The organism is Microbacterium sp. (genome assembly GCF_051953575.1).
Lineage (GTDB): Bacteria > Actinomycetota > Actinomycetes > Actinomycetales > Microbacteriaceae > Microbacterium.
In genome coordinates this window covers 1-15,742 of record NZ_JBQCIP010000133.1, presented here as the reverse complement: position 1 = coordinate 15,742, position 15,742 = coordinate 1, and the positions used below count along the sequence as shown (strand labels likewise).

Below are 15,742 nucleotides of genomic sequence, written 5' to 3'. Positions count from 1 at the left end.
GGAGAAGACCTTGCGCACTCTCACCCGATCGGCCCTCGCCGCCGCCCTCGTCCTGGCCGGCAGTCTCGTCGCCGTCATGCCCGCTCAGGCGTCGCCGCCCGCAGATTCGCGCTCCGAGATGAATCGGCTGCTCGCGCAGACGCGTGCGGGCGTGGCGAAGTACCACGACCTCGACGCGGCGCTCGCGGCCGGATACGTCCCCATCAGCGAGTGCGTCGAAGTTCCCGGCGTGGGAGCCATGGGGGTTCACTACCTGAACCCCGCGCTCGTGGCGCCGGGCGTACCCGTCGATGCCGGCAACCCGCAGATGCTCACCTACGGCCCCTCCGCCACGGGCGAGCTGGAGCTGTGGGCCGCCGAGTTCTTCGAGCCCGACGTCGGCCAGCCGACACCGATGTACGGCTCGCAGCCTTTCGACGGTCCGATGCCGGGACACGGACCGGGGTCGCCCGTCCACTACGACCTGCACGTCTGGGTCGGCGCGCACAACCCCGACGGCGTCTTCGCGGAGTTCAACCCCGCGCTGCACTGCTGAGGACGCATCGAGGGATGCCGCGCTGGGGGCCGCGGCATCCCTCCTCGTCCTCAGAACCGGGCGAACCCTGCGGCCGCCGCCTGATCCGGGCGCCCGGCGAAGACGTCGAGCGCGAAGCCCGGGATGTCGACCCCGACCGTCAGCAGCGTCGCCCACTGGTCGAGACGGGGGAGTGCCGGATCGGGGGTCATGCAGACGGCAGCGTCGGCGCCGCGTCCGCCGCATACGGCGAGGGCGCGTGCGGCGGGCTCCTGATCCGCGAGACCGGCCCGCACCGCATCGAGGTGCGCGTAGCGCTCGGCGGTCGTGGAGTCCGCCGGAATCGTGTCGCCGGCGAGGAGCGCGGGGTCGAGGAAGTGGTTGGTGTGCAGCAGCCAGCCGTCGGGTCCGGGCTCGATGACCCCCAGGCCCGCGGGCGACAACTCCAGCGACGCGGCACGCGATCCCGCGGCGTCCGAGGTGAACACGGTCAGCACGGTCGAGGCGCTCACCATTGCGCCGGCGGCGATGCCCCGGGCATCCTCGATCGAGCGGGCCTCTTCGAGGATCCGCCGGGCGATCGCGTGCACCGGCACCCCGCCGACGGCCGAATCCGACACGTGCGACAGGATGTTGAAGTGCAGGCCGAGGCCGGCGCTGTTGACGCCGATCTTCGCGGCCGTGCCGAACTCGGTGAACAGCTTCACGTCGAGTCCCGCGGCCGACGGGAACGCGAGGAGCAGTCCATCGGGCACGAGGAAGTCGTGCCAGTCCCACGTCTGGATGGACTCTGCCGGCCGCCCGTGCCCCACGTGCACGGCCGTCGAGCACTCGCCCTCGCCGCGCGGCGGCGCGGCGGCGAGGATCTCGGTACGCGCGCCGACGGCGGACAGCCGCCACCGATCCATGCCCGCCGCATCGGCGATCGCGTCGGCCTCGGCGGCGAGCCCCGGTGCCCACCCACTGAGCGCGGTGCTGCTGCGCTCGGCGATCGCCCGAACCTGACGGGACGGGATGCCGAGCTCGGCGAAGTGCCGCAGGTACAGGTCTGCAGTGCGCAGGTACTGAGCGGGGAACGCCGTACCCAGCTCGTGGCCTCGCGCGGCCGGGTCGCGCCGTGCGGACCCGAGCGTGCGGAGCCGCATCCCGTCAGTCCAGCTCGGGCGTGCGCGGGGGAGCCGTGCGCCGCGGGCGCAGCGCCTCGAACGCCGCCGCCCACGTCAGCAGCTCGGGGTCGCTGTAGGCGCGCCCGGCGATCGTGAGGCCCACCGGCACGCCGATGTCGGCCATCGTGCCCATCGGGACCGTGACCGTCGGGATGCCGAGGTGGCGGATCGCGAGGTTGCCGTTGGCGACCCACACGCCGTTGCGCCAGCCGAGATCGGCGGATGCCTCGTTCACGTCCATGTCGGCTGGCCCGACGTCGGCCACCGCGGGGAAGAGCACGGCGTCGAGGCCGAGGTGCAGCATCCATTCCTCGAGGTCGAGCCGGCGCGTCTCTTCGAGGCCGCGCACGCCTCCCTCGATCTCGGGGATGTCGGTGAACGAGGCGTACGGGTGCTCCCGCACCTGGGCGGGGTACTCGGCGATGTCGTCGTCGAAGCCGGTGTAGCGGTCGGGCAGCGCACCCGCCGGGTGCGGGAAGATCGCGGCGCCGTCGACGTCGGCGAGCGAATGCAGGGCGGGGTCGCCGTTCGCGTCGAGGAAGTCCTGCCATGCCCACGCCGACAGGTCGACGATCTCGCGCTGCAGGAACGCCTCGGTGACGAGCCCCCGGGTCTTGATCGTCGGGGCGCCCGGCCGGTCGCCCTCGTAGTTCGTCACGGCGGGGAAGTCGACCTCGAAGACCTCGGCGCCGGCCGCCTCCAGGTCGCGCCGTGCCTGCTCCCACAGGTCGAGCACCGACGGGCGGGTCTCGATGCGCTGTCCGGTTGGGCCGCCGATTCCGCCGTCCGGGTTGGTCCCGGCCTCGGCGTCGGTGCCGATGTACATGCGCGGCACTCCGAAGCGCCGGCCCGCCAGCGTCGCGCGGGCGCCTTCGACGTCCGTGGGCGCCAGGGCCGGGTACGACGCGGGGCGTGTGGCGGAGGCATCCGGGATCTCGACCCACGGCTGCGCGCGCCAGAAGTCGCCGCGGGTCTCGGGGTCGTCGGCGACCATCACGTCGAGGATCTCGAGCAGGTCGGCCATCGTGCGGGTGTGAGGCACGACGACGTCCATGGTCGGCACGAGCGGCCAGTTGCCGCGCACCGAGATGACACCGCGGCTGGGCGTATAGGCGCAGAGGGCGTTGTTGGATGCCGGCGCCCGGCCGCTGGACCAGGTCTCTTCGCCGAGCCCGAAAGCGGCGAAGCTCGCGGCGGTGGCGGTGCCCGACCCGTTGGAGGACCCGCTGCCGAAGGCGCTCGTCAGGTAGTCGGCGTTGTAGGGGCTCTCGGCGCGGCCGTAGACGCCGCGCTGCATGCCGCCGTTGGCCATCGGCGGCATGTTCGTCAGCCCGACGAGCACGGCGCCCGCCTCGCGCAGGCGCTCGATCGAGAAGGCGTCGCGCTGCGCCACGAGGTCGGCGAACGCCGGGGAACCCGCGGCCACGGTCAGCCCCTTCGCCATGAACGAGTCCTTCGCGGTGTACGGGATGCCGTCGAGCGGTCCCCGCGTGCGACCCTCGGCACGGCGACGGTCGGAGGCCTCGGCGTCTGCGCGCGCTTCGGGGTTGCGCACCACGACGGCGTTGAGCGAGGTCTCGGTGCCCGGGACGTCATACGCGTCGATGCGGGCCTCGTATGCCTCGAGCAGGCCGACGCTCGTGACCTCCCCGTTCTCCAGGGCGGTCCGCAGCTCGGCGATCGTCTTCTCGACGACGGGGTAGTGGCTCATCGGGTCGCCTCCGCGTTCGTCAGCGCCGGCTGCTGCTGCGTGATGCAGTGGATGCCGCCGCCGCCCGCGAAGATCTGGCGGGCGTCGACGGTGACCGCGCGGCGCCCGGGGTAGGCGGCCTCGAGGATGTCGCGGGCCCGGGCGTCGGCGCGCTCCTCGCCGAACCCGCAGGCGATGACGCCGCCGTTGACGACGAGGTGGTTGACGTAGCTGTAGTCGACGAAGCCCTCGTGGTCGCGGAGCGTGTCGGGCGCGGGGAGATCGATGATCTCGAAGGTGCGGCCGGCGGCATCCGTCTGCTCGGCCAGGAACGCCCGCAGCGTGTGGGAGACCTCGAAGTCGGGGTGCTCGGGGTTCTGCTGCGCATGCAGCAGGATGCGGCCGGGGGTCGGAATGGTCGCGACGATGTCGACGTGGCCGTTCGTGCCGAACTCGTCGTAGTCGCGGGTGAGGCCGCGGGGGAGCCACACCGCCTTGGTCGCGCCGATCGTGCGCGCGAGCTCGGCCTCGACGCGCTCCTTGTCGGCGAACCGGTTTCGGCGGGGGTCGAGCTGCACCGTCTCGGTGAGGAGCACGGTGCCCTCGCCGTCGACGTGGATGCCGCCGCCTTCGTTGACGAGCAGCGAGCTGACGACCTCGGCCCCGACCAGTCCGGCGGTGAAGCGGGCGTGCGCGGCCGCCTTGGTCCACGACGCCCACTCGGGGGCGCCCCAGCCGTTGAAGATCCAGTCGACCGCGCCGAGCAGACCGGGGCGCTCGTCGTCGACGACGAAGGTGGGGCCGTGGTCGCGGAACCAGAACTCGTCGACGGGCGTCTCGACCAGTTCGATGTCGCTGCTCAGCGCCTGGCGTGCGCGTGCGGCCTTCGACGGGTCGACGAGCATCGTGACCGGCTCGAACTCCGCGACGGCGTTGGCGACGGCGGTCCACGCGGCGTAGAAGCGCTCCTGCTCGGCCGGGTCGTCGCCCAGCGTCGGTCCCTCGTTCGGGAACGCCATCCAGGTGCGCTCGTGCGGGTCGCCCTCGTGCGGCATCCTCCAGGCCATCGTCAGCCCCTTCGCTTCGGCCGGCGGTCGACGCCGGAAGTAATTGATCTAGCGATCAATAGAGACAGTATCTATGCTGGCGAGACCATGTCAAGCACAGTGCCCCGGCCCCGCACACGCAAGCCCCCCGCCGAACGCGCCGCCGAGATCGTCGCGGCGGCCACCGCCGTGGCGCGCGAGCAGGGGCTGAGCGCCGTGACGCTGCGCGCGGTCGCCCAGCGGGCGGGCATCACCTCGGGCCTCGTCGCGCACTATCAGCCGTCGATGGACGACCTCGTCGCCCGCGTCTACACCGACCTCGTCGAAGAAGAGGTGCGCGACGTCGAACGCGTCGTGGCGTCCGCCGCCGACCCCGCCCACCGTCTCGGCGCCCTCATCGACACCCTCATGGACGGCGCGCGCGAAGAGCTCACCGTCGTCTGGGTCGAGGGCTGGGCGATGGCCCGCCGCAGCGACGCGCTCGCCGACGCCGTGCGTGCCCAGATGCAGCGCTGGCAGTCGCTCGTCGAAGACATCGTCGCGGAAGGATGCCGCACCGGCGCCTTCTCGACGGCCGAGCCCGGCGAGGTCGCCTGGGAGCTCATCGGCATGATCGACGGGCTCAACGCGCAGTCGCTCGCGCGCGGCACCGACACCACCCGCTTCGCCCGCCGCACGGCGCGGGCCGCCGAGGCGCTCGTCGGCGCGCGGCCCGGAACGATCCCGGTCGTCGCGTGAGCCGCCTGCAGTGGCACGAGCTCCCCGCTCACATCCGTGCCGAGGTCGAAGGCGTCCTCGGCGGCCCCGTCGTCGAGGCGGTGTCGCAGCCGGGAGGGTATTCGCCTGGCTCGGCGGACCGCGTCGTGACCGCCGACGGCCGTAGGGCGTTCGTCAAGGCGGCGAGCCCCGCGGTCAACGTCGACACCCCGCACATCCACCGCCGCGAGGCCGCCATCACCGCGAGGCTCTCCGCCGCCGTGCCCGCCCCCGCACTTCTGGGCGCCGTCGACGACGGCGAGTGGATCGCGCTCGTGCTCGAAGACGTCGAAGGACGCCACCCGTCGACGCCATGGCAGCCGCTCGAACTCGACGCGGTGCTCGACGCCCTGCAGCAGGTGGCGGACGTGCGGCTCCCCGCCGACGTCCCGGTCATCGACGTCGCAGAGGCGCTCGCCGGCGACGCCGACGCCTGGCGCAGCATCGATCTCGACACCTTGCCGCTTCTGCCCGGCGGGCTCGACCGGTGGGTGCGCGAGAACATCGACGGGCTCGTGGATGCCGCCGCGCGCGGCGCCCTCGATGCCCGAGGCGACCGGCTCGTGCACTACGACACGCGCGCCGACAACCTGCTCGTCCGCCCGGACGGCGCCGTCGTGCTGGTCGACTGGCCCTGGGGTGCGCGCGGCGCCGGCTGGTTCGATGCGCTCAGCCTGCTGATCAACGTGCGGTACTACGACCCGGCGGCCGACGTCGAGCGCCTCATCGCGCAGCATCCGGTATACGACGGGATGCCCGCCGAGGCCGCGAGCAACGTGCTCGCGGGGTTCGCGGGGATGTTCCTGTCGTCGTCGCTGCAACCGGACCCGCCCCGCATGCCGACGCTGCGCCGGTTCCAGCGCGACCAGGCGGTCGTCACCCTCGAGTGGCTCCGCCGGCGGTGGCACGCCTGACGCCTGCTACCCCGTCGCGTGCGACGCCGCAAGCCCCCTGCGGGAGTGCGGCGCCCGTTCGTACGTTCGTGGCAGCGAAAGGAGAGCGCCATGACCAATCAGCTCCCGTACGAAGGCCCGCTCGAAGACGACGACGACGTCACCCCCGACGACTCGCTGCGCGATGGCGTGCTCGAGGACGGCCTGGGCGACGACGAGGACCGTCCGCTCGACCCCGATCTCGACGACGATCGCGTCGACAGCGCCGCAGCCGACGAGCGTGCGGCCACGGAGGGCACCCTGGACGTCGAGGATCTGCCCTGAACTGCGCCGGACCGGGCCAGGATGGAGACATGAGCGCGATCCCCGACATCACCCTCAACGACGGCACCTGGTTCCCCGAGCTCGGCCTCGGCACCTACAACCTCCGCGGTGAGGAGGGGATCGCGGCGATCGTCTCGGCGATCGGGTCCGGCTACCGCCTGCTGGACACCGCCGTGAACTACGAGAACGAGCGCGAGGTCGGCGAGGCGGTGCGCCGCAGCGGGGCCCCCCGTGACTCCCTGCTCGTGGCCTCGAAGATCCCGGGCCGTCACCACGGCCGGCAGGAGGCGATCGACAGCATCCGCGGGTCCCTCGGACAGCTCGGGCTCGACCGTATCGACCTTCACCTGATCCACTGGCCGAACCCCAGTGTCGGCAAGTACGTCGACACGTGGCGCGGCCTGATCGACGCGCAGCAGGAGGGCCTCGTGCGCTCGATCGGCGTGTCGAACTTCACCGAGCGGATGATCACGGAGCTCATCGAACAGACCGGCGTCGTCCCGGCCGTCAACCAGGTCGAGCTGCACCCCTACTTCCCGCAGGCGGCGCTGCGCGCGTTCCACGCGGAGCACGGCATCCGCACCGAGAGCTGGAGCCCGCTCGCGCGCCGCAGCGAGCTGCTGACCGAGCAGATCCTGCAGGAGCTCGCCGTGGTCCACGGCGTCACCCCCACGCAGGTGGTGCTCCGCTGGCACACGCAGCTCGGCAGCACGCCCATCCCCAAGTCGGCCGACCCCGACCGTCAGCGCGAGAACGCGGACGTCTTCGGCTTCACCCTCACCGACGACCAGCTCGACGCCATCAGCGCCCTCGAGCGCGGGCGGCTCTGGGACGGCGACCCCCTCACGCACGAAGAGATGTGATCCGGATGCCGCACCCGGCCGGGTGCGGCATCCACATCTCTCACGCGGCAGGCAGGTCGTCGAGCCACTCGTCGAACGTCGTGGTGCCGTGCAGGGCTTGAGACCCCGGGAGCAGCGCGCCCGAGCGGAACGCCTGGCCGAGGGTGCCGGGGATGTCGACCGTCGGCAGCTCTCCGGAGTGGCCGATGGCCTGCGCGTAGCGCCGGACGATGTCGGCGAGCCTCTCTTCGCGAGGACCGCCGAGCTCCGTCGCGCGTCCCGCCGGCCCGCCCTCGGCGAGGTCGACCAGCAGCGTCGCGACCTCGAGCAGCGACACCGGCTGCACCCGCCCGGTCGGGGCGACATGGGCTCCGTCGCGGGTGCGCCGGTACATCATCGCCGCGTACTCGTGGAACTGCGTCGTGCGTTGGATGGTCCACGGCAGGTCGCCCTGCTCGATCAGGCGCTCCTGGGCGAGCTTGCCGGCGTAGTAGCCGTCGGGTGCGGCCTCGGCGTTCACGATCGTGAGCGCGAGGTGGTGCCCGACCCCGGCGTTGCGCTCCGCAGCGAGCAGCGCGGTCGTCGCGCCCTGGAAGAACGCCACCGACGCCGCGGGATCCGGTGTGGTGATGTTCGACACGTCGATGACGGTGTCGACGCCGTCGAGGCGGCCGTCGAGGCCCTCACCTGTGACGAGGTCCACGCCCGTGCTCCGCGACAGCACGACGACGTCGTGACCCCGCTCCCGCGCGACGGCCTCGACCTGCGTGCCCGTCATCCCCGTGCCGCCTGCGATCGCGAACCTCATGATGGCGCTCCCTCCGTCCGCACCATCGTGGCCAACACGGACGGACGCGTGCAAACCGGGCGTGTCATGGAGCGGTCCGGGCCCGATCGGGGGAGAGTGCGAGTCCGGACCGCTCACTGCGCAGAGCCGGACGGACGCCCTCAGATACACGGGCGTCGCGGGCGCTCGCGGTCAGGGGTGGTCGACGGCGCCGAGCCATTGCGCGAACGTCTGCGCGCCGAGCGTCGCGCCGGGGCCTGGCAGCGCCAGGCCGTCGCGCATCGCCTTCAGCTGCCTCCCGGGAAGGCTCACCGAGGGAATCCAGCCGCGGTACCCGACGCGTGTCGCATACGCCTTGACCATCTCGTCGAGGCGCTCCTCCCGCGGGCCGGCGAGGTCGGCGGCGCGGCCCTGCGGTGCGCCGGCCGCCAGGGTCGCGAGGTGTCGGCCGACCTCGCGGGCCGCGACGGGCTGCACCCGCGCCCGCGGGGCGACGTGCAGGGGGCCGATCCTGCCGCGGGCGAACATCTGTGCCGCGAACTCGTGGAACTGCGTCGCGCGCAGGATCGTCCAGGGAACGGAGGATGCCTCGGCCGCCCGCTCCTGCGCCACCTTCCCGGCGTAGTAGTCGTACGGCATCCGGTCGATCCCGACGATCGACAGCACCACGAGGTGGCCGACGCCTGCCCGCGCGGAGGCCGCGGCGAGGTTGCCCGTCGCGCGCTCGAAGAAAGAGGTGGCGGCTGAAGCCGAGAGCGTGTCGATGTTGGTGGTGTCGACGACGGCGTCCACGCCCTCCAGGGCGGCGTCCAGCCCGCTGCCGGTGATGACGTCGACGCCGGTTCCGCGGCTCAGCACGACCGCCTGATCCCCGCGCGCCTCGACCGCCTCGACGACCCGGCTCCCGACCACGCCCGTTCCTCCCGCGACCGCGATCCTCATGCCCGCTCCTCTCGTCCTCGCCCGCACCCATCCTGCCCCTCGCGAGCGGCGCCGGGGGATAGCGTGGAACCATGGCGACCCCCTCCACCCCTTTCGATTCGCTGACCGACTACATCGCGCTTCCCCGGGTGGAGGCATTGGCGCTGTCGCCCGACGGCACGACCGCCGTGCTGACGGTCGCGGTGCTCAAGAACGATGCGACGGGGTACGAGCGGTCGCTGTGGGCCGTGCCCGCCGACGGCAGCGGTTCGCCGCGCCGACTCACCCGCTCGGCCAAGGGCGAGGCGGGGGCCGCGTTCACCGCGCGCGGAGACATCCTGTTCGTCTCTGCGCGCCCCGACGCCGAAGGCGACGCCGACGACGAATCCGGCCAGCTGTGGCTGCTCCCCGCCGCGGGCGGCGAGGCGCGTGCCGTCACCCGGCTCGCGGGCGGCGTCGACGGCATCGCGGCGACGGCTGCGGACGCCGATCGGGTCGTGCTGGCGGCATCCCTTCTCCCCGCGGCCGACTCCCTCGAGGCCGACGCCGTCCTGCGCGCGAAGCGCAAGGAGAAGAAGGTCTCGGCGATCCTCCACGACACCTACCCGGTGCGCTTCTGGGACCACGACCTCGGGCCCGACCAGCCGCACCTCTTCGCGCTCGATGTGGACGCGCTGCAGGACTCGCTCGCCGCGGTCGTCGCCGAGCCGGATGCCGCCGCCTCGGCCGACGCCGCGTCCGGTGACGCCCCCGCCGCCGATCCGAAGCCGTACCCGTCGACCCTGCCGCGTCCGCGCGACCTGACGCCCCGGCCCGGTCGCTCGGTCGATCACGCCGAGGCGGTGCTGACTCCCGACGCGTCGCTGCTGATCGTCCCGCTCGAGCAGCGCGAGCAGCGGGGCGGACGCCGCGCGATCGTCTCGATCGATACGACGACCGGCGCCCGCACCTCCCTGTTCGACGAGGTCGACGTCGACTTCGAGATGCCGGCGGTGAGCCACGACGGCACCCTCATCGCCTACCTCCGCACCGTCAAGAGCAGCCCCGCCGGCCCCACCGACTCCGAGGTCTGGGTGGCCGGCGTCGACGGCTCCGCCCCGCGGCGGATCGCCGCCGAGTGGGACCGCTGGGCGTCGTCACTGGTCTTCGACATCGACGACCGTGCGCTGATCGCGACGGCCGACGACAACGGCCGCGGACCGGTGTTCCGGCTCCCGCTCGACGGCGGCCCCGAGGGGAGCGGCGCCCCGCAGCGGCTCACCGACGACGATTTCACCTACACGCACGTCGCGGTCGACCGCACGAGCGGAGACCTCGTCGCATTGCGCTCGTCGTGGGTCATCCCCTCGCACCCCGTGCGCATCGCCGCCGACGGCACCGTCACGCCGCTCGTCACCCCGGCCGCCGCGCCGGCGGCGCCGGGCACGATCACCGAGGTCGAGACCACGGCCGAGGACGGCGCGCGCGTGCGCGGCTGGCTGCTGCTGCCCGAGGGCGCCTCAGCCGAGACCCCGGCGCCGCTGCTGCTGTGGATTCACGGTGGGCCGCTCAACAGCTGGAACGCGTGGAGCTGGCGGTGGGCGCCGCTGCTGGCCGTCGCCCGCGGTTACGCGGTTCTGCTCCCCGACCCCGCCCTGTCGACCGGGTACGGACTGGAGTTCATCGCGCGCGGCTGGAACAGCTGGGGCGCGAAGCCGTACACCGACCTGCTCGCGATCACCGACGCGACCGAGGCCCGCGACGACATCGACGCGACCCGCACCGCCGCGATGGGCGGGTCGTTCGGCGGGTACATGGCCAACTGGGTAGCCGGCCACACCGACCGATTCCGGGCGATCGTCACGCACGCGAGCCTGTGGGCGCTCGACCAGTTCGCCGGCACCACCGACAGCTCGGAGTATTGGCAGCGGATCTTCACTCCCGAGGCGATGATCGAGCACTCGCCCCACCGCTTCGTCGCCAACATCACGACGCCGCTGCTCGTCGTGCACGGCGACAAGGACTACCGGGTCCCCGTGGGCGAGGGGCTCCGGCTGTGGTCGGAGCTCGCCGAGCACCATGCCGACGCGGAGGGACGGATGCCGCACCGCTTCCTGTACTTCCCGGACGAGAACCACTGGGTGCTCAAGCCCCAGCACGCCGTGATCTGGTACGAGACCGTGTTCGCCTTCCTCGCCGAGCACGTGCTCGGTGAGGAGCCGGCGCGCCCCGAGCTGCTCGGCTGAGACCCGCGGAGTCCCGCGGTGTCCGGCGGAGTCCTCTCAGGACGCGTGCCGGACTTCGCAGTCGCTGCCCGGCGACAGGATCGCCTCGTGCCCGTCGTCGAAGCGGACCACGAGCAGCGGGCTGTCGCCGCCGCCCCGGATCTCGACGACCTCTCCGGTGCGCTCTGCGGCACCGACGATTCGACCGTGGATGATCACGCGGTCGCCGACGTTCGCTTGCATGCGGATCACCTCCTGGCGCTCACCATACGTCGGCGCGCGCGGCAGGGATAGACCCGTGGATGCCGCCTACAGCTGTGCGCCGTCGTCGTCGCGGTTCTCGAGCCCGACGTTGTGGCCGCGCCACGACTCGTACGCCATCAGCCAGCCGATCGAGATCGCAAAGGCGAGCACGATGCCGAGCAGCACGTTGCCCCAGATGAGCCCGAACACGATCCCCAGGGTGAACATGAGGGCGGTGCCGAGCGCCCACCCCGAGTGCCCGCGGGTCCAGCCTTTGCGCGAGGTCGCCATGCGCACAGCCTAGGCCGTGCCGACGCGCGGGGCGTCCCCGCGCGTCGACTCGATCATGCCTGCGCCGCGGCGTTCAACGCGATCATCCAGTCGATGCCGAAGCGGTCGGTCAGCATGCCGAACCGGCCGCCCCACGGCGGGGTGTCGTACGGCATCGTGACGGTGCCACCCTCGGCCAGCTTGTTCCAGAAGCCCTGCAGCTGATCCTCGTCGTCGCCGCTCACCGAGACCGAGAACCCCGCGGGCTTCTCGTAGGTCATGCCGGTCGGGGTGTCGGACCCCATCAGCACGAAGCCGTCGGGGCTCGTCAGCTGGGCGTGCATCACCAGGTCGTTCTCGGCCGGGTCCTGCACCATGCCGTCGAACTGGCCGAACGTCGAGATGTCGAGGTCGCCGCCGAAGACGCTCTGGTAGAAGGTCATGGCCTCGCGGGCCTGATCGCGGAAGGAGAGGTACGGGTTGAGGCTGGGCATGTCGAACTCCTGTGAGGGATGAATGGATGCCGCGCCCGGCCGCGTGGCGCGTCCCAGTGTGCTCGCCCCCACCGACATCGACAAGGACCCGCGAGGAGCGCCGGCGACGCCTGGCCCTTGACGTGACGGATGCGCGTCCCATACGGTCATGAGGCTGTGCCGTCGGCGCAGCAGCACGAACGAGTCGAGAGGACGACGGATGAACGCGCAGCGTCAACTCCGTGTCGAAGCGGTCCTGGGTCAGAAGCCCGGCGACCGCTACGAGTCGTCCCCTCCGGCGCCGGCCGTGTAACAGCATCCGCTCTTCACGCCCCGCACCGAACAGGTCCGGGGCGTCTTCCTTTTCGGGGGAGTCGCGGGCCCGTGTCCCGTCGCGCTCGACGCAGGTCCGGCAGCCGCCGGCCCGCAACGAAGGAAAGGAATCATGGAGAGGCTCTCCGACCGGCTGCTCTCGTGGGCGAGCCTGATCGACGACAAGACCGTCGAGCAGGCGCGCACCTCGGCACGCATGCCGTTCATCCACCCGCATCTGGCCCTCATGCCCGATGCGCACCTCGGCAAGGGCGCCACCGTGGGATCGGTCATCCCCACGCTCGGCGCCATCATGCCTGCCGCCGTCGGCGTCGACATCGGGTGCGGCATGATCGCCGTGCGCACCCAGTTCACGCGCGACCAGCTCGTCGCGCGCGACCTCACGCAGCTGCGCGAGCAGATCGAGCGGGCGATCCCGCTGTCGGCAGGCCGTGACAACCGCAAGGTCGTCGCGACCGCCGAGCCGCGCGTCGCCGAACTCGAGGCGCTCGCCGAGAAGGCCGAGTTCGACCCGGCGCGGTACGCGGGGCACTGGCGGCTGCAGCTGGGCTCGCTCGGCTCGGGCAACCACTTCATCGAGGTGTCGGTCGACGAGCTCGACCGGGTGTGGATGTTCCTGCACTCGGGGTCGCGGGGCGTCGGCAACAAGATCGCCACGCATCACATCGACGTCGCGCAGCGGCTGGCGAAGCAGTGGTGGATCGACCTGCCCGACCCTGACCTCGCGTACCTCGTGGAGGGGACGGAGGAGTTCCGGCGCTACATCCGAGAGCTCCGGTGGGCACAGCACTTCGCGCTGCTGAACCGCGAGGAGATGATGGACCGCGTCGCACGGCAGGTGTCGGAGGCGATGGGCGAGCCGGTCGTCGAGCACGAGCGGATCAACTGCCACCACAACTTCACCGAATCGGAGAAGCACTTCGGCAAGCAGGTGTGGGTGTCGCGCAAGGGTGCGATCCAGGCCGACGAGGGCAGGCCCGGCCTCATCCCCGGGTCGATGGGCACGGCGTCGTACGTGGTCGAGGGGCTCGGCAATCCGCTGTCGCTCAACTCCTCGCCGCACGGTGCGGGCCGCGAGTTCTCGCGTTCGGCGGCGCGGCGCACCTTCTCGCACGAGCAGCTGCGCGCGGCGATGGCGGGCATCGAGTTCCGCGACACCGACGCGTTCATCGACGAGATCCCGCAGGCGTACAAGCCGATCGACCGGGTGATGGCGGACGCGGCCGACCTCGTCCGCGTGCGGCACACGCTGCGCCAGCTCGTGAACGTGAAGGGGGACTGACCCTCGACGGGCCCGGCGGCCGCCATCGGCCGCCGGGCCCGTCGGCGCGGAAGGACTCAGCGGTCGCGGTGGTCTTCGGGGTGCAGGCGCGGAGCGCGGCGCGGCTCGATGACGCCGCTCGCCCCGATGAGCCGGATGACGCGCTGGCGGTGGCCCGGCCACGCAGCCAGGAGCCGCAGCATCCCGTCGTCGTCGGTGCGTTCGCCGGCCAGGGCGTAGCCGACGTGGTGAGCCAGATGGAAGTCGCCCACGCTCACCGCGTCGGCGTCGCCGAGTGCTCGGATGCGGGTCTCGGCCGAGGTCCACGGGCCGATGCCGGGTTGGCTGACGAGCACGCGGTCGACCGCCTCGCCGTCCTCGGCAGCGAGCACGGCGCGCACGAGCGCGTCGCCGAGGCGTGCGGCGCGCACGACCGTCTTCGACTGGGGAGGCTCCAGCCCCGCACGATGCCAGACCCACGACGGCACGTGCTGCCATCCGTCGATCGTGGGCGGAGCGAACATCGGCTGCGGCGTCGGACCCGGCGCCCGCTCTCCGCACCACGTGACGACGCGCCGCCATGCGCCGAAGGCCTGCATGCCCGTCACCTTCTGCTCGAAGATCGCGCTCGCGAGCGCGTCGAAGACGAGGTCGGTGCGCGAGAGCCGAAGCCCCGGGTTGCGGCGGTGCGCGTCAGCGATGAGCGGATGCCGCGACGCGTCGAATCCCGTCGGGTCGTCGTCGGCTCCGCAGAGAGCCGGCAGCTGTGCCAGCGCCCATTCCCGGCCAGGACCCCACGCGGCCCCCCGCACGACGCCGGGATGCGTCTCGCGGATCGCGAGGGTCGCGACGCCCGCCGGGGTACGGCTCGCACGCCAGATGACCGATCCCGACACCGTCATGGTCGGGTCGCCGGCGCCGTGACGCTGTGCGAGGACGGTGCGGCGCAGATCGAGGGGATGCCGCGGCCGGTACTCGGTCTCGAGCGGACGCTCGGGCAGCGGGCGTGGATCGCGCGCTTCGGACGGTGCCTGGAATCGCCCCGCGTCCCTCATGCGAGGGATGCGCGAGAGCGATGTGGTCATGCCGCCCACCCTACGCCGGGACCTCCGACATCGAGCCCCGCGCGTGGCCGGGGAGCGGCATCCTTCCGCCCTCGATGCGTCGCGAACCGTCGTGAATGATCGCCGCGCCTGCGCGAGAGCGACGGCCGGCGGAACCGCGCGGTGTCAGAAGCGGTCGGGCGACGGCGTGCCGTGGCCGTAGCGGATCACGACGTCCGCGTGACGGTCGAAGCGGTAGCCGACGCCGCGGACGGTGCGGACGATGTCCTCGTAGCGGCCGAGCTTGGCGCGCAGGCGGCGGACATGCACGTCGATGGTGCGCTCGCCGGGGGCGTCCTCGTCGGTCGCACCCTGCCACAGCGAGGTCACCAGCTCGGTGCGCTCGATCGTGCGCCCCTCGCGCAGCACCAGGTACTGCAGCAGCTCGAACTCCTTGAACGTGAACGCGGCGGACTCGCCGTCGATCAGCACACGCTTGCGCGAGATGTCGACGACCACGCCGCCGGCCGTGCTCTCCTCGTCCTCCGGCTCCTCCTGCTTCGTGCGGGCGATGGCCGACGGCTCGTGCAGCGCGAGGCGCACGACGTCCACGTCGCGTCCGCCCGAGCCGACCGGCGCCAGCGCGACGGTGGCGTAGGTCTCGGCGGTCGGAGCGAGCTCGGCCAGCGTGCGGCGCAGTGCGTCGACGAGGACGCCCAGGCTCACGCCGTTCGCGGCGGCCTTCGCCTCGTCGATGCCGACGTACAGGGCGAAGCCGCGCGGCGCGGTGCCGGCCGGGAGCGCGCGGGAGGCGGGCTGGGCCGGCTCGGCGACAGCCGGGGTCTCGACGCGGGCGGGGTGGTTCACGGCGCGGAGGTGACGGACGGGGGCGGTGGCGGGACGGTCGAGGAGTGCGGTGGTCGACATGATGATGGTCCTTGCGGAAGGAACCCGTATGACGGTGGCGGGTTCGGAT

17 protein-coding genes are annotated in these 15,742 nt (G+C 72.3%); 7 read left to right on the top strand and 10 right to left on the bottom strand.

What is annotated here, in order from left to right:
• Positions 1 to 10: 10 nt before the first annotated feature.
• A complete protein-coding gene (locus ACTHNQ_RS08580) occupies positions 11 to 535 on the top strand; it encodes a hypothetical protein (protein WP_440332828.1) in 525 nt (174 codons plus the stop codon).
• Between the two features lie 50 nt (positions 536 to 585).
• Here the strand turns inward: ACTHNQ_RS08580 and ACTHNQ_RS08575 are convergent, their stop codons facing one another.
• Genes ACTHNQ_RS08575 through ACTHNQ_RS08565 form a run of 3 tightly spaced genes read right to left on the bottom strand, consistent with a single transcriptional unit; the run spans position 586 to position 4,437 of the window.
• Positions 586 to 1,659, bottom strand: a complete 1,074-nt coding sequence (locus ACTHNQ_RS08575; protein WP_440332826.1) for a C45 family autoproteolytic acyltransferase/hydolase — start codon at positions 1,657 to 1,659, stop codon at positions 586 to 588.
• 4 nt (positions 1,660 to 1,663) lie between these two features.
• The gene (locus ACTHNQ_RS08570) at positions 1,664 to 3,391 is read right to left on the bottom strand and encodes an amidase (RefSeq protein ID WP_440332824.1); all 1,728 of its coding nucleotides are present in this window, start codon (positions 3,389 to 3,391) and stop codon (positions 1,664 to 1,666) included.
• Positions 3,388 to 4,437 carry an agmatine deiminase family protein gene (locus tag ACTHNQ_RS08565; protein ID WP_440332822.1) on the bottom strand — a complete coding sequence of 350 codons (1,050 nt, stop codon included), beginning with the start codon at positions 4,435 to 4,437 and terminating at the stop codon, positions 3,388 to 3,390. Before ACTHNQ_RS08565 ends, ACTHNQ_RS08570 begins: the two co-directional genes overlap by 4 nt.
• A gap of 87 nt (positions 4,438 to 4,524) precedes the next feature.
• Here ACTHNQ_RS08565 and ACTHNQ_RS08560 point away from each other — a divergent pair, with 87 nt between their 5' ends.
• The 4 genes from ACTHNQ_RS08560 to ACTHNQ_RS08545 all read left to right on the top strand — a co-directional run bounded on the left by ACTHNQ_RS08560 (position 4,525) and on the right by ACTHNQ_RS08545 (position 7,252).
• On the top strand, positions 4,525 to 5,154 hold the full coding sequence (locus ACTHNQ_RS08560) for a TetR/AcrR family transcriptional regulator (RefSeq protein ID WP_440332820.1): 630 nt from the start codon (positions 4,525 to 4,527) through the stop codon (positions 5,152 to 5,154).
• The gene (locus ACTHNQ_RS08555; RefSeq protein ID WP_440332818.1) at positions 5,151 to 6,086 is read left to right on the top strand and encodes an aminoglycoside phosphotransferase family protein; all 936 of its coding nucleotides are present in this window, start codon (positions 5,151 to 5,153) and stop codon (positions 6,084 to 6,086) included. Before ACTHNQ_RS08560 ends, ACTHNQ_RS08555 begins: the two co-directional genes overlap by 4 nt.
• Before the next feature lie 90 nt (positions 6,087 to 6,176).
• Positions 6,177 to 6,389: a hypothetical protein gene (locus tag ACTHNQ_RS08550; protein WP_440332816.1), complete on the top strand. Its 213-nt coding sequence runs from the start codon at positions 6,177 to 6,179 to the stop codon at positions 6,387 to 6,389.
• 29 nt (positions 6,390 to 6,418) lie between these two features.
• Positions 6,419 to 7,252: an aldo/keto reductase gene (locus tag ACTHNQ_RS08545; protein ID WP_440332814.1), complete on the top strand. Its 834-nt coding sequence runs from the start codon at positions 6,419 to 6,421 to the stop codon at positions 7,250 to 7,252.
• A 40-nt stretch (positions 7,253 to 7,292) separates the two neighbouring features.
• Here the strand turns inward: ACTHNQ_RS08545 and ACTHNQ_RS08540 are convergent, their stop codons facing one another.
• Positions 7,293 to 8,039 (bottom strand): SDR family oxidoreductase, encoded by a 747-nt coding sequence (locus ACTHNQ_RS08540; RefSeq protein ID WP_440332812.1) that lies wholly within the window; start codon positions 8,037 to 8,039, stop codon positions 7,293 to 7,295.
• 171 nt (positions 8,040 to 8,210) lie between these two features.
• Positions 8,211 to 8,960 carry an SDR family oxidoreductase gene (locus tag ACTHNQ_RS08535; protein ID WP_440332810.1) on the bottom strand — a complete coding sequence of 250 codons (750 nt, stop codon included), beginning with the start codon at positions 8,958 to 8,960 and terminating at the stop codon, positions 8,211 to 8,213.
• A 71-nt stretch (positions 8,961 to 9,031) separates the two neighbouring features.
• On the opposite strand from ACTHNQ_RS08535, the gene ACTHNQ_RS08530 reads away from it, so the two are divergent.
• Positions 9,032 to 11,164, top strand: coding sequence for a S9 family peptidase (locus ACTHNQ_RS08530; RefSeq protein WP_440332808.1), 2,133 nt, complete (start codon positions 9,032 to 9,034; stop codon positions 11,162 to 11,164).
• A gap of 36 nt (positions 11,165 to 11,200) precedes the next feature.
• Here ACTHNQ_RS08530 and ACTHNQ_RS08525 read toward each other — a convergent pair whose 3' ends face one another.
• The 3 genes from ACTHNQ_RS08525 to ACTHNQ_RS08515 form a co-directional block, all read right to left on the bottom strand.
• A complete protein-coding gene (locus ACTHNQ_RS08525) occupies positions 11,201 to 11,386 on the bottom strand; it encodes a DUF1918 domain-containing protein (protein ID WP_440332806.1) in 186 nt (61 codons plus the stop codon).
• Positions 11,387 to 11,452: 66 nt separating this feature from the next.
• Entirely contained in the window at positions 11,453 to 11,677 is a 225-nt protein-coding gene (locus ACTHNQ_RS08520) for a hypothetical protein (RefSeq protein ID WP_440332804.1), read from the bottom strand.
• A 53-nt stretch (positions 11,678 to 11,730) separates the two neighbouring features.
• The gene (locus tag ACTHNQ_RS08515; protein WP_440332802.1) at positions 11,731 to 12,150 is read right to left on the bottom strand and encodes a VOC family protein; all 420 of its coding nucleotides are present in this window, start codon (positions 12,148 to 12,150) and stop codon (positions 11,731 to 11,733) included.
• A gap of 424 nt (positions 12,151 to 12,574) precedes the next feature.
• Between ACTHNQ_RS08515 and ACTHNQ_RS08510 the strand changes: the two genes are divergently transcribed.
• Positions 12,575 to 13,744: an RtcB family protein gene (locus tag ACTHNQ_RS08510; protein WP_440332800.1), complete on the top strand. Its 1,170-nt coding sequence runs from the start codon at positions 12,575 to 12,577 to the stop codon at positions 13,742 to 13,744.
• A gap of 56 nt (positions 13,745 to 13,800) precedes the next feature.
• Here the strand turns inward: ACTHNQ_RS08510 and ACTHNQ_RS08505 are convergent, their stop codons facing one another.
• Together ACTHNQ_RS08505 and ACTHNQ_RS08500 are read right to left on the bottom strand one after the other, a co-directional pair.
• Complete coding sequence (locus ACTHNQ_RS08505) at positions 13,801 to 14,808, bottom strand: DNA-3-methyladenine glycosylase family protein (RefSeq protein WP_440332798.1); 1,008 nt, start codon at positions 14,806 to 14,808, stop codon at positions 13,801 to 13,803.
• Positions 14,809 to 14,952: 144 nt separating this feature from the next.
• Positions 14,953 to 15,693, bottom strand: a complete 741-nt coding sequence (locus tag ACTHNQ_RS08500) for a winged helix-turn-helix domain-containing protein (RefSeq protein ID WP_440332796.1) — start codon at positions 15,691 to 15,693, stop codon at positions 14,953 to 14,955.
• Between the last annotated feature and the right edge of the window lie 49 nt (positions 15,694 to 15,742).

What these genes read in the sequence shown, in the direction of transcription:
- ACTHNQ_RS08550 (WP_440332816.1), top strand. Translation starts at nt 6,177, where the DNA reads ATGACCAATCAGCTCCCGTACGAAGGCCCGCTCGAAGACGACGACGAC.
- ACTHNQ_RS08515 (WP_440332802.1), bottom strand. Translation starts at nt 12,150, where the DNA reads ATGCCCAGCCTCAACCCGTACCTCTCCTTCCGCGATCAGGCCCGCGAG.
- ACTHNQ_RS08500 (WP_440332796.1), bottom strand. Translation starts at nt 15,693, where the DNA reads ATGTCGACCACCGCACTCCTCGACCGTCCCGCCACCGCCCCCGTCCGT.
- ACTHNQ_RS08565 (WP_440332822.1), bottom strand. Translation starts at nt 4,437, where the DNA reads ATGGCCTGGAGGATGCCGCACGAGGGCGACCCGCACGAGCGCACCTGG.
- ACTHNQ_RS08535 (WP_440332810.1), bottom strand. Translation starts at nt 8,960, where the DNA reads ATGAGGATCGCGGTCGCGGGAGGAACGGGCGTGGTCGGGAGCCGGGTC.
- ACTHNQ_RS08520 (WP_440332804.1), bottom strand. Translation starts at nt 11,677, where the DNA reads ATGGCGACCTCGCGCAAAGGCTGGACCCGCGGGCACTCGGGGTGGGCG.
- ACTHNQ_RS08560 (WP_440332820.1), top strand. Translation starts at nt 4,525, where the DNA reads ATGTCAAGCACAGTGCCCCGGCCCCGCACACGCAAGCCCCCCGCCGAA.
- ACTHNQ_RS08540 (WP_440332812.1), bottom strand. Translation starts at nt 8,039, where the DNA reads ATGAGGTTCGCGATCGCAGGCGGCACGGGGATGACGGGCACGCAGGTC.
- ACTHNQ_RS08530 (WP_440332808.1), top strand. Translation starts at nt 9,032, where the DNA reads ATGGCGACCCCCTCCACCCCTTTCGATTCGCTGACCGACTACATCGCG.
- ACTHNQ_RS08510 (WP_440332800.1), top strand. Translation starts at nt 12,575, where the DNA reads ATGGAGAGGCTCTCCGACCGGCTGCTCTCGTGGGCGAGCCTGATCGAC.
- ACTHNQ_RS08570 (WP_440332824.1), bottom strand. Translation starts at nt 3,391, where the DNA reads ATGAGCCACTACCCCGTCGTCGAGAAGACGATCGCCGAGCTGCGGACC.
- ACTHNQ_RS08545 (WP_440332814.1), top strand. Translation starts at nt 6,419, where the DNA reads ATGAGCGCGATCCCCGACATCACCCTCAACGACGGCACCTGGTTCCCC.
- ACTHNQ_RS08525 (WP_440332806.1), bottom strand. Translation starts at nt 11,386, where the DNA reads ATGCAAGCGAACGTCGGCGACCGCGTGATCATCCACGGTCGAATCGTC.
- ACTHNQ_RS08505 (WP_440332798.1), bottom strand. Translation starts at nt 14,808, where the DNA reads ATGACCACATCGCTCTCGCGCATCCCTCGCATGAGGGACGCGGGGCGA.
- ACTHNQ_RS08575 (WP_440332826.1), bottom strand. Translation starts at nt 1,659, where the DNA reads ATGCGGCTCCGCACGCTCGGGTCCGCACGGCGCGACCCGGCCGCGCGA.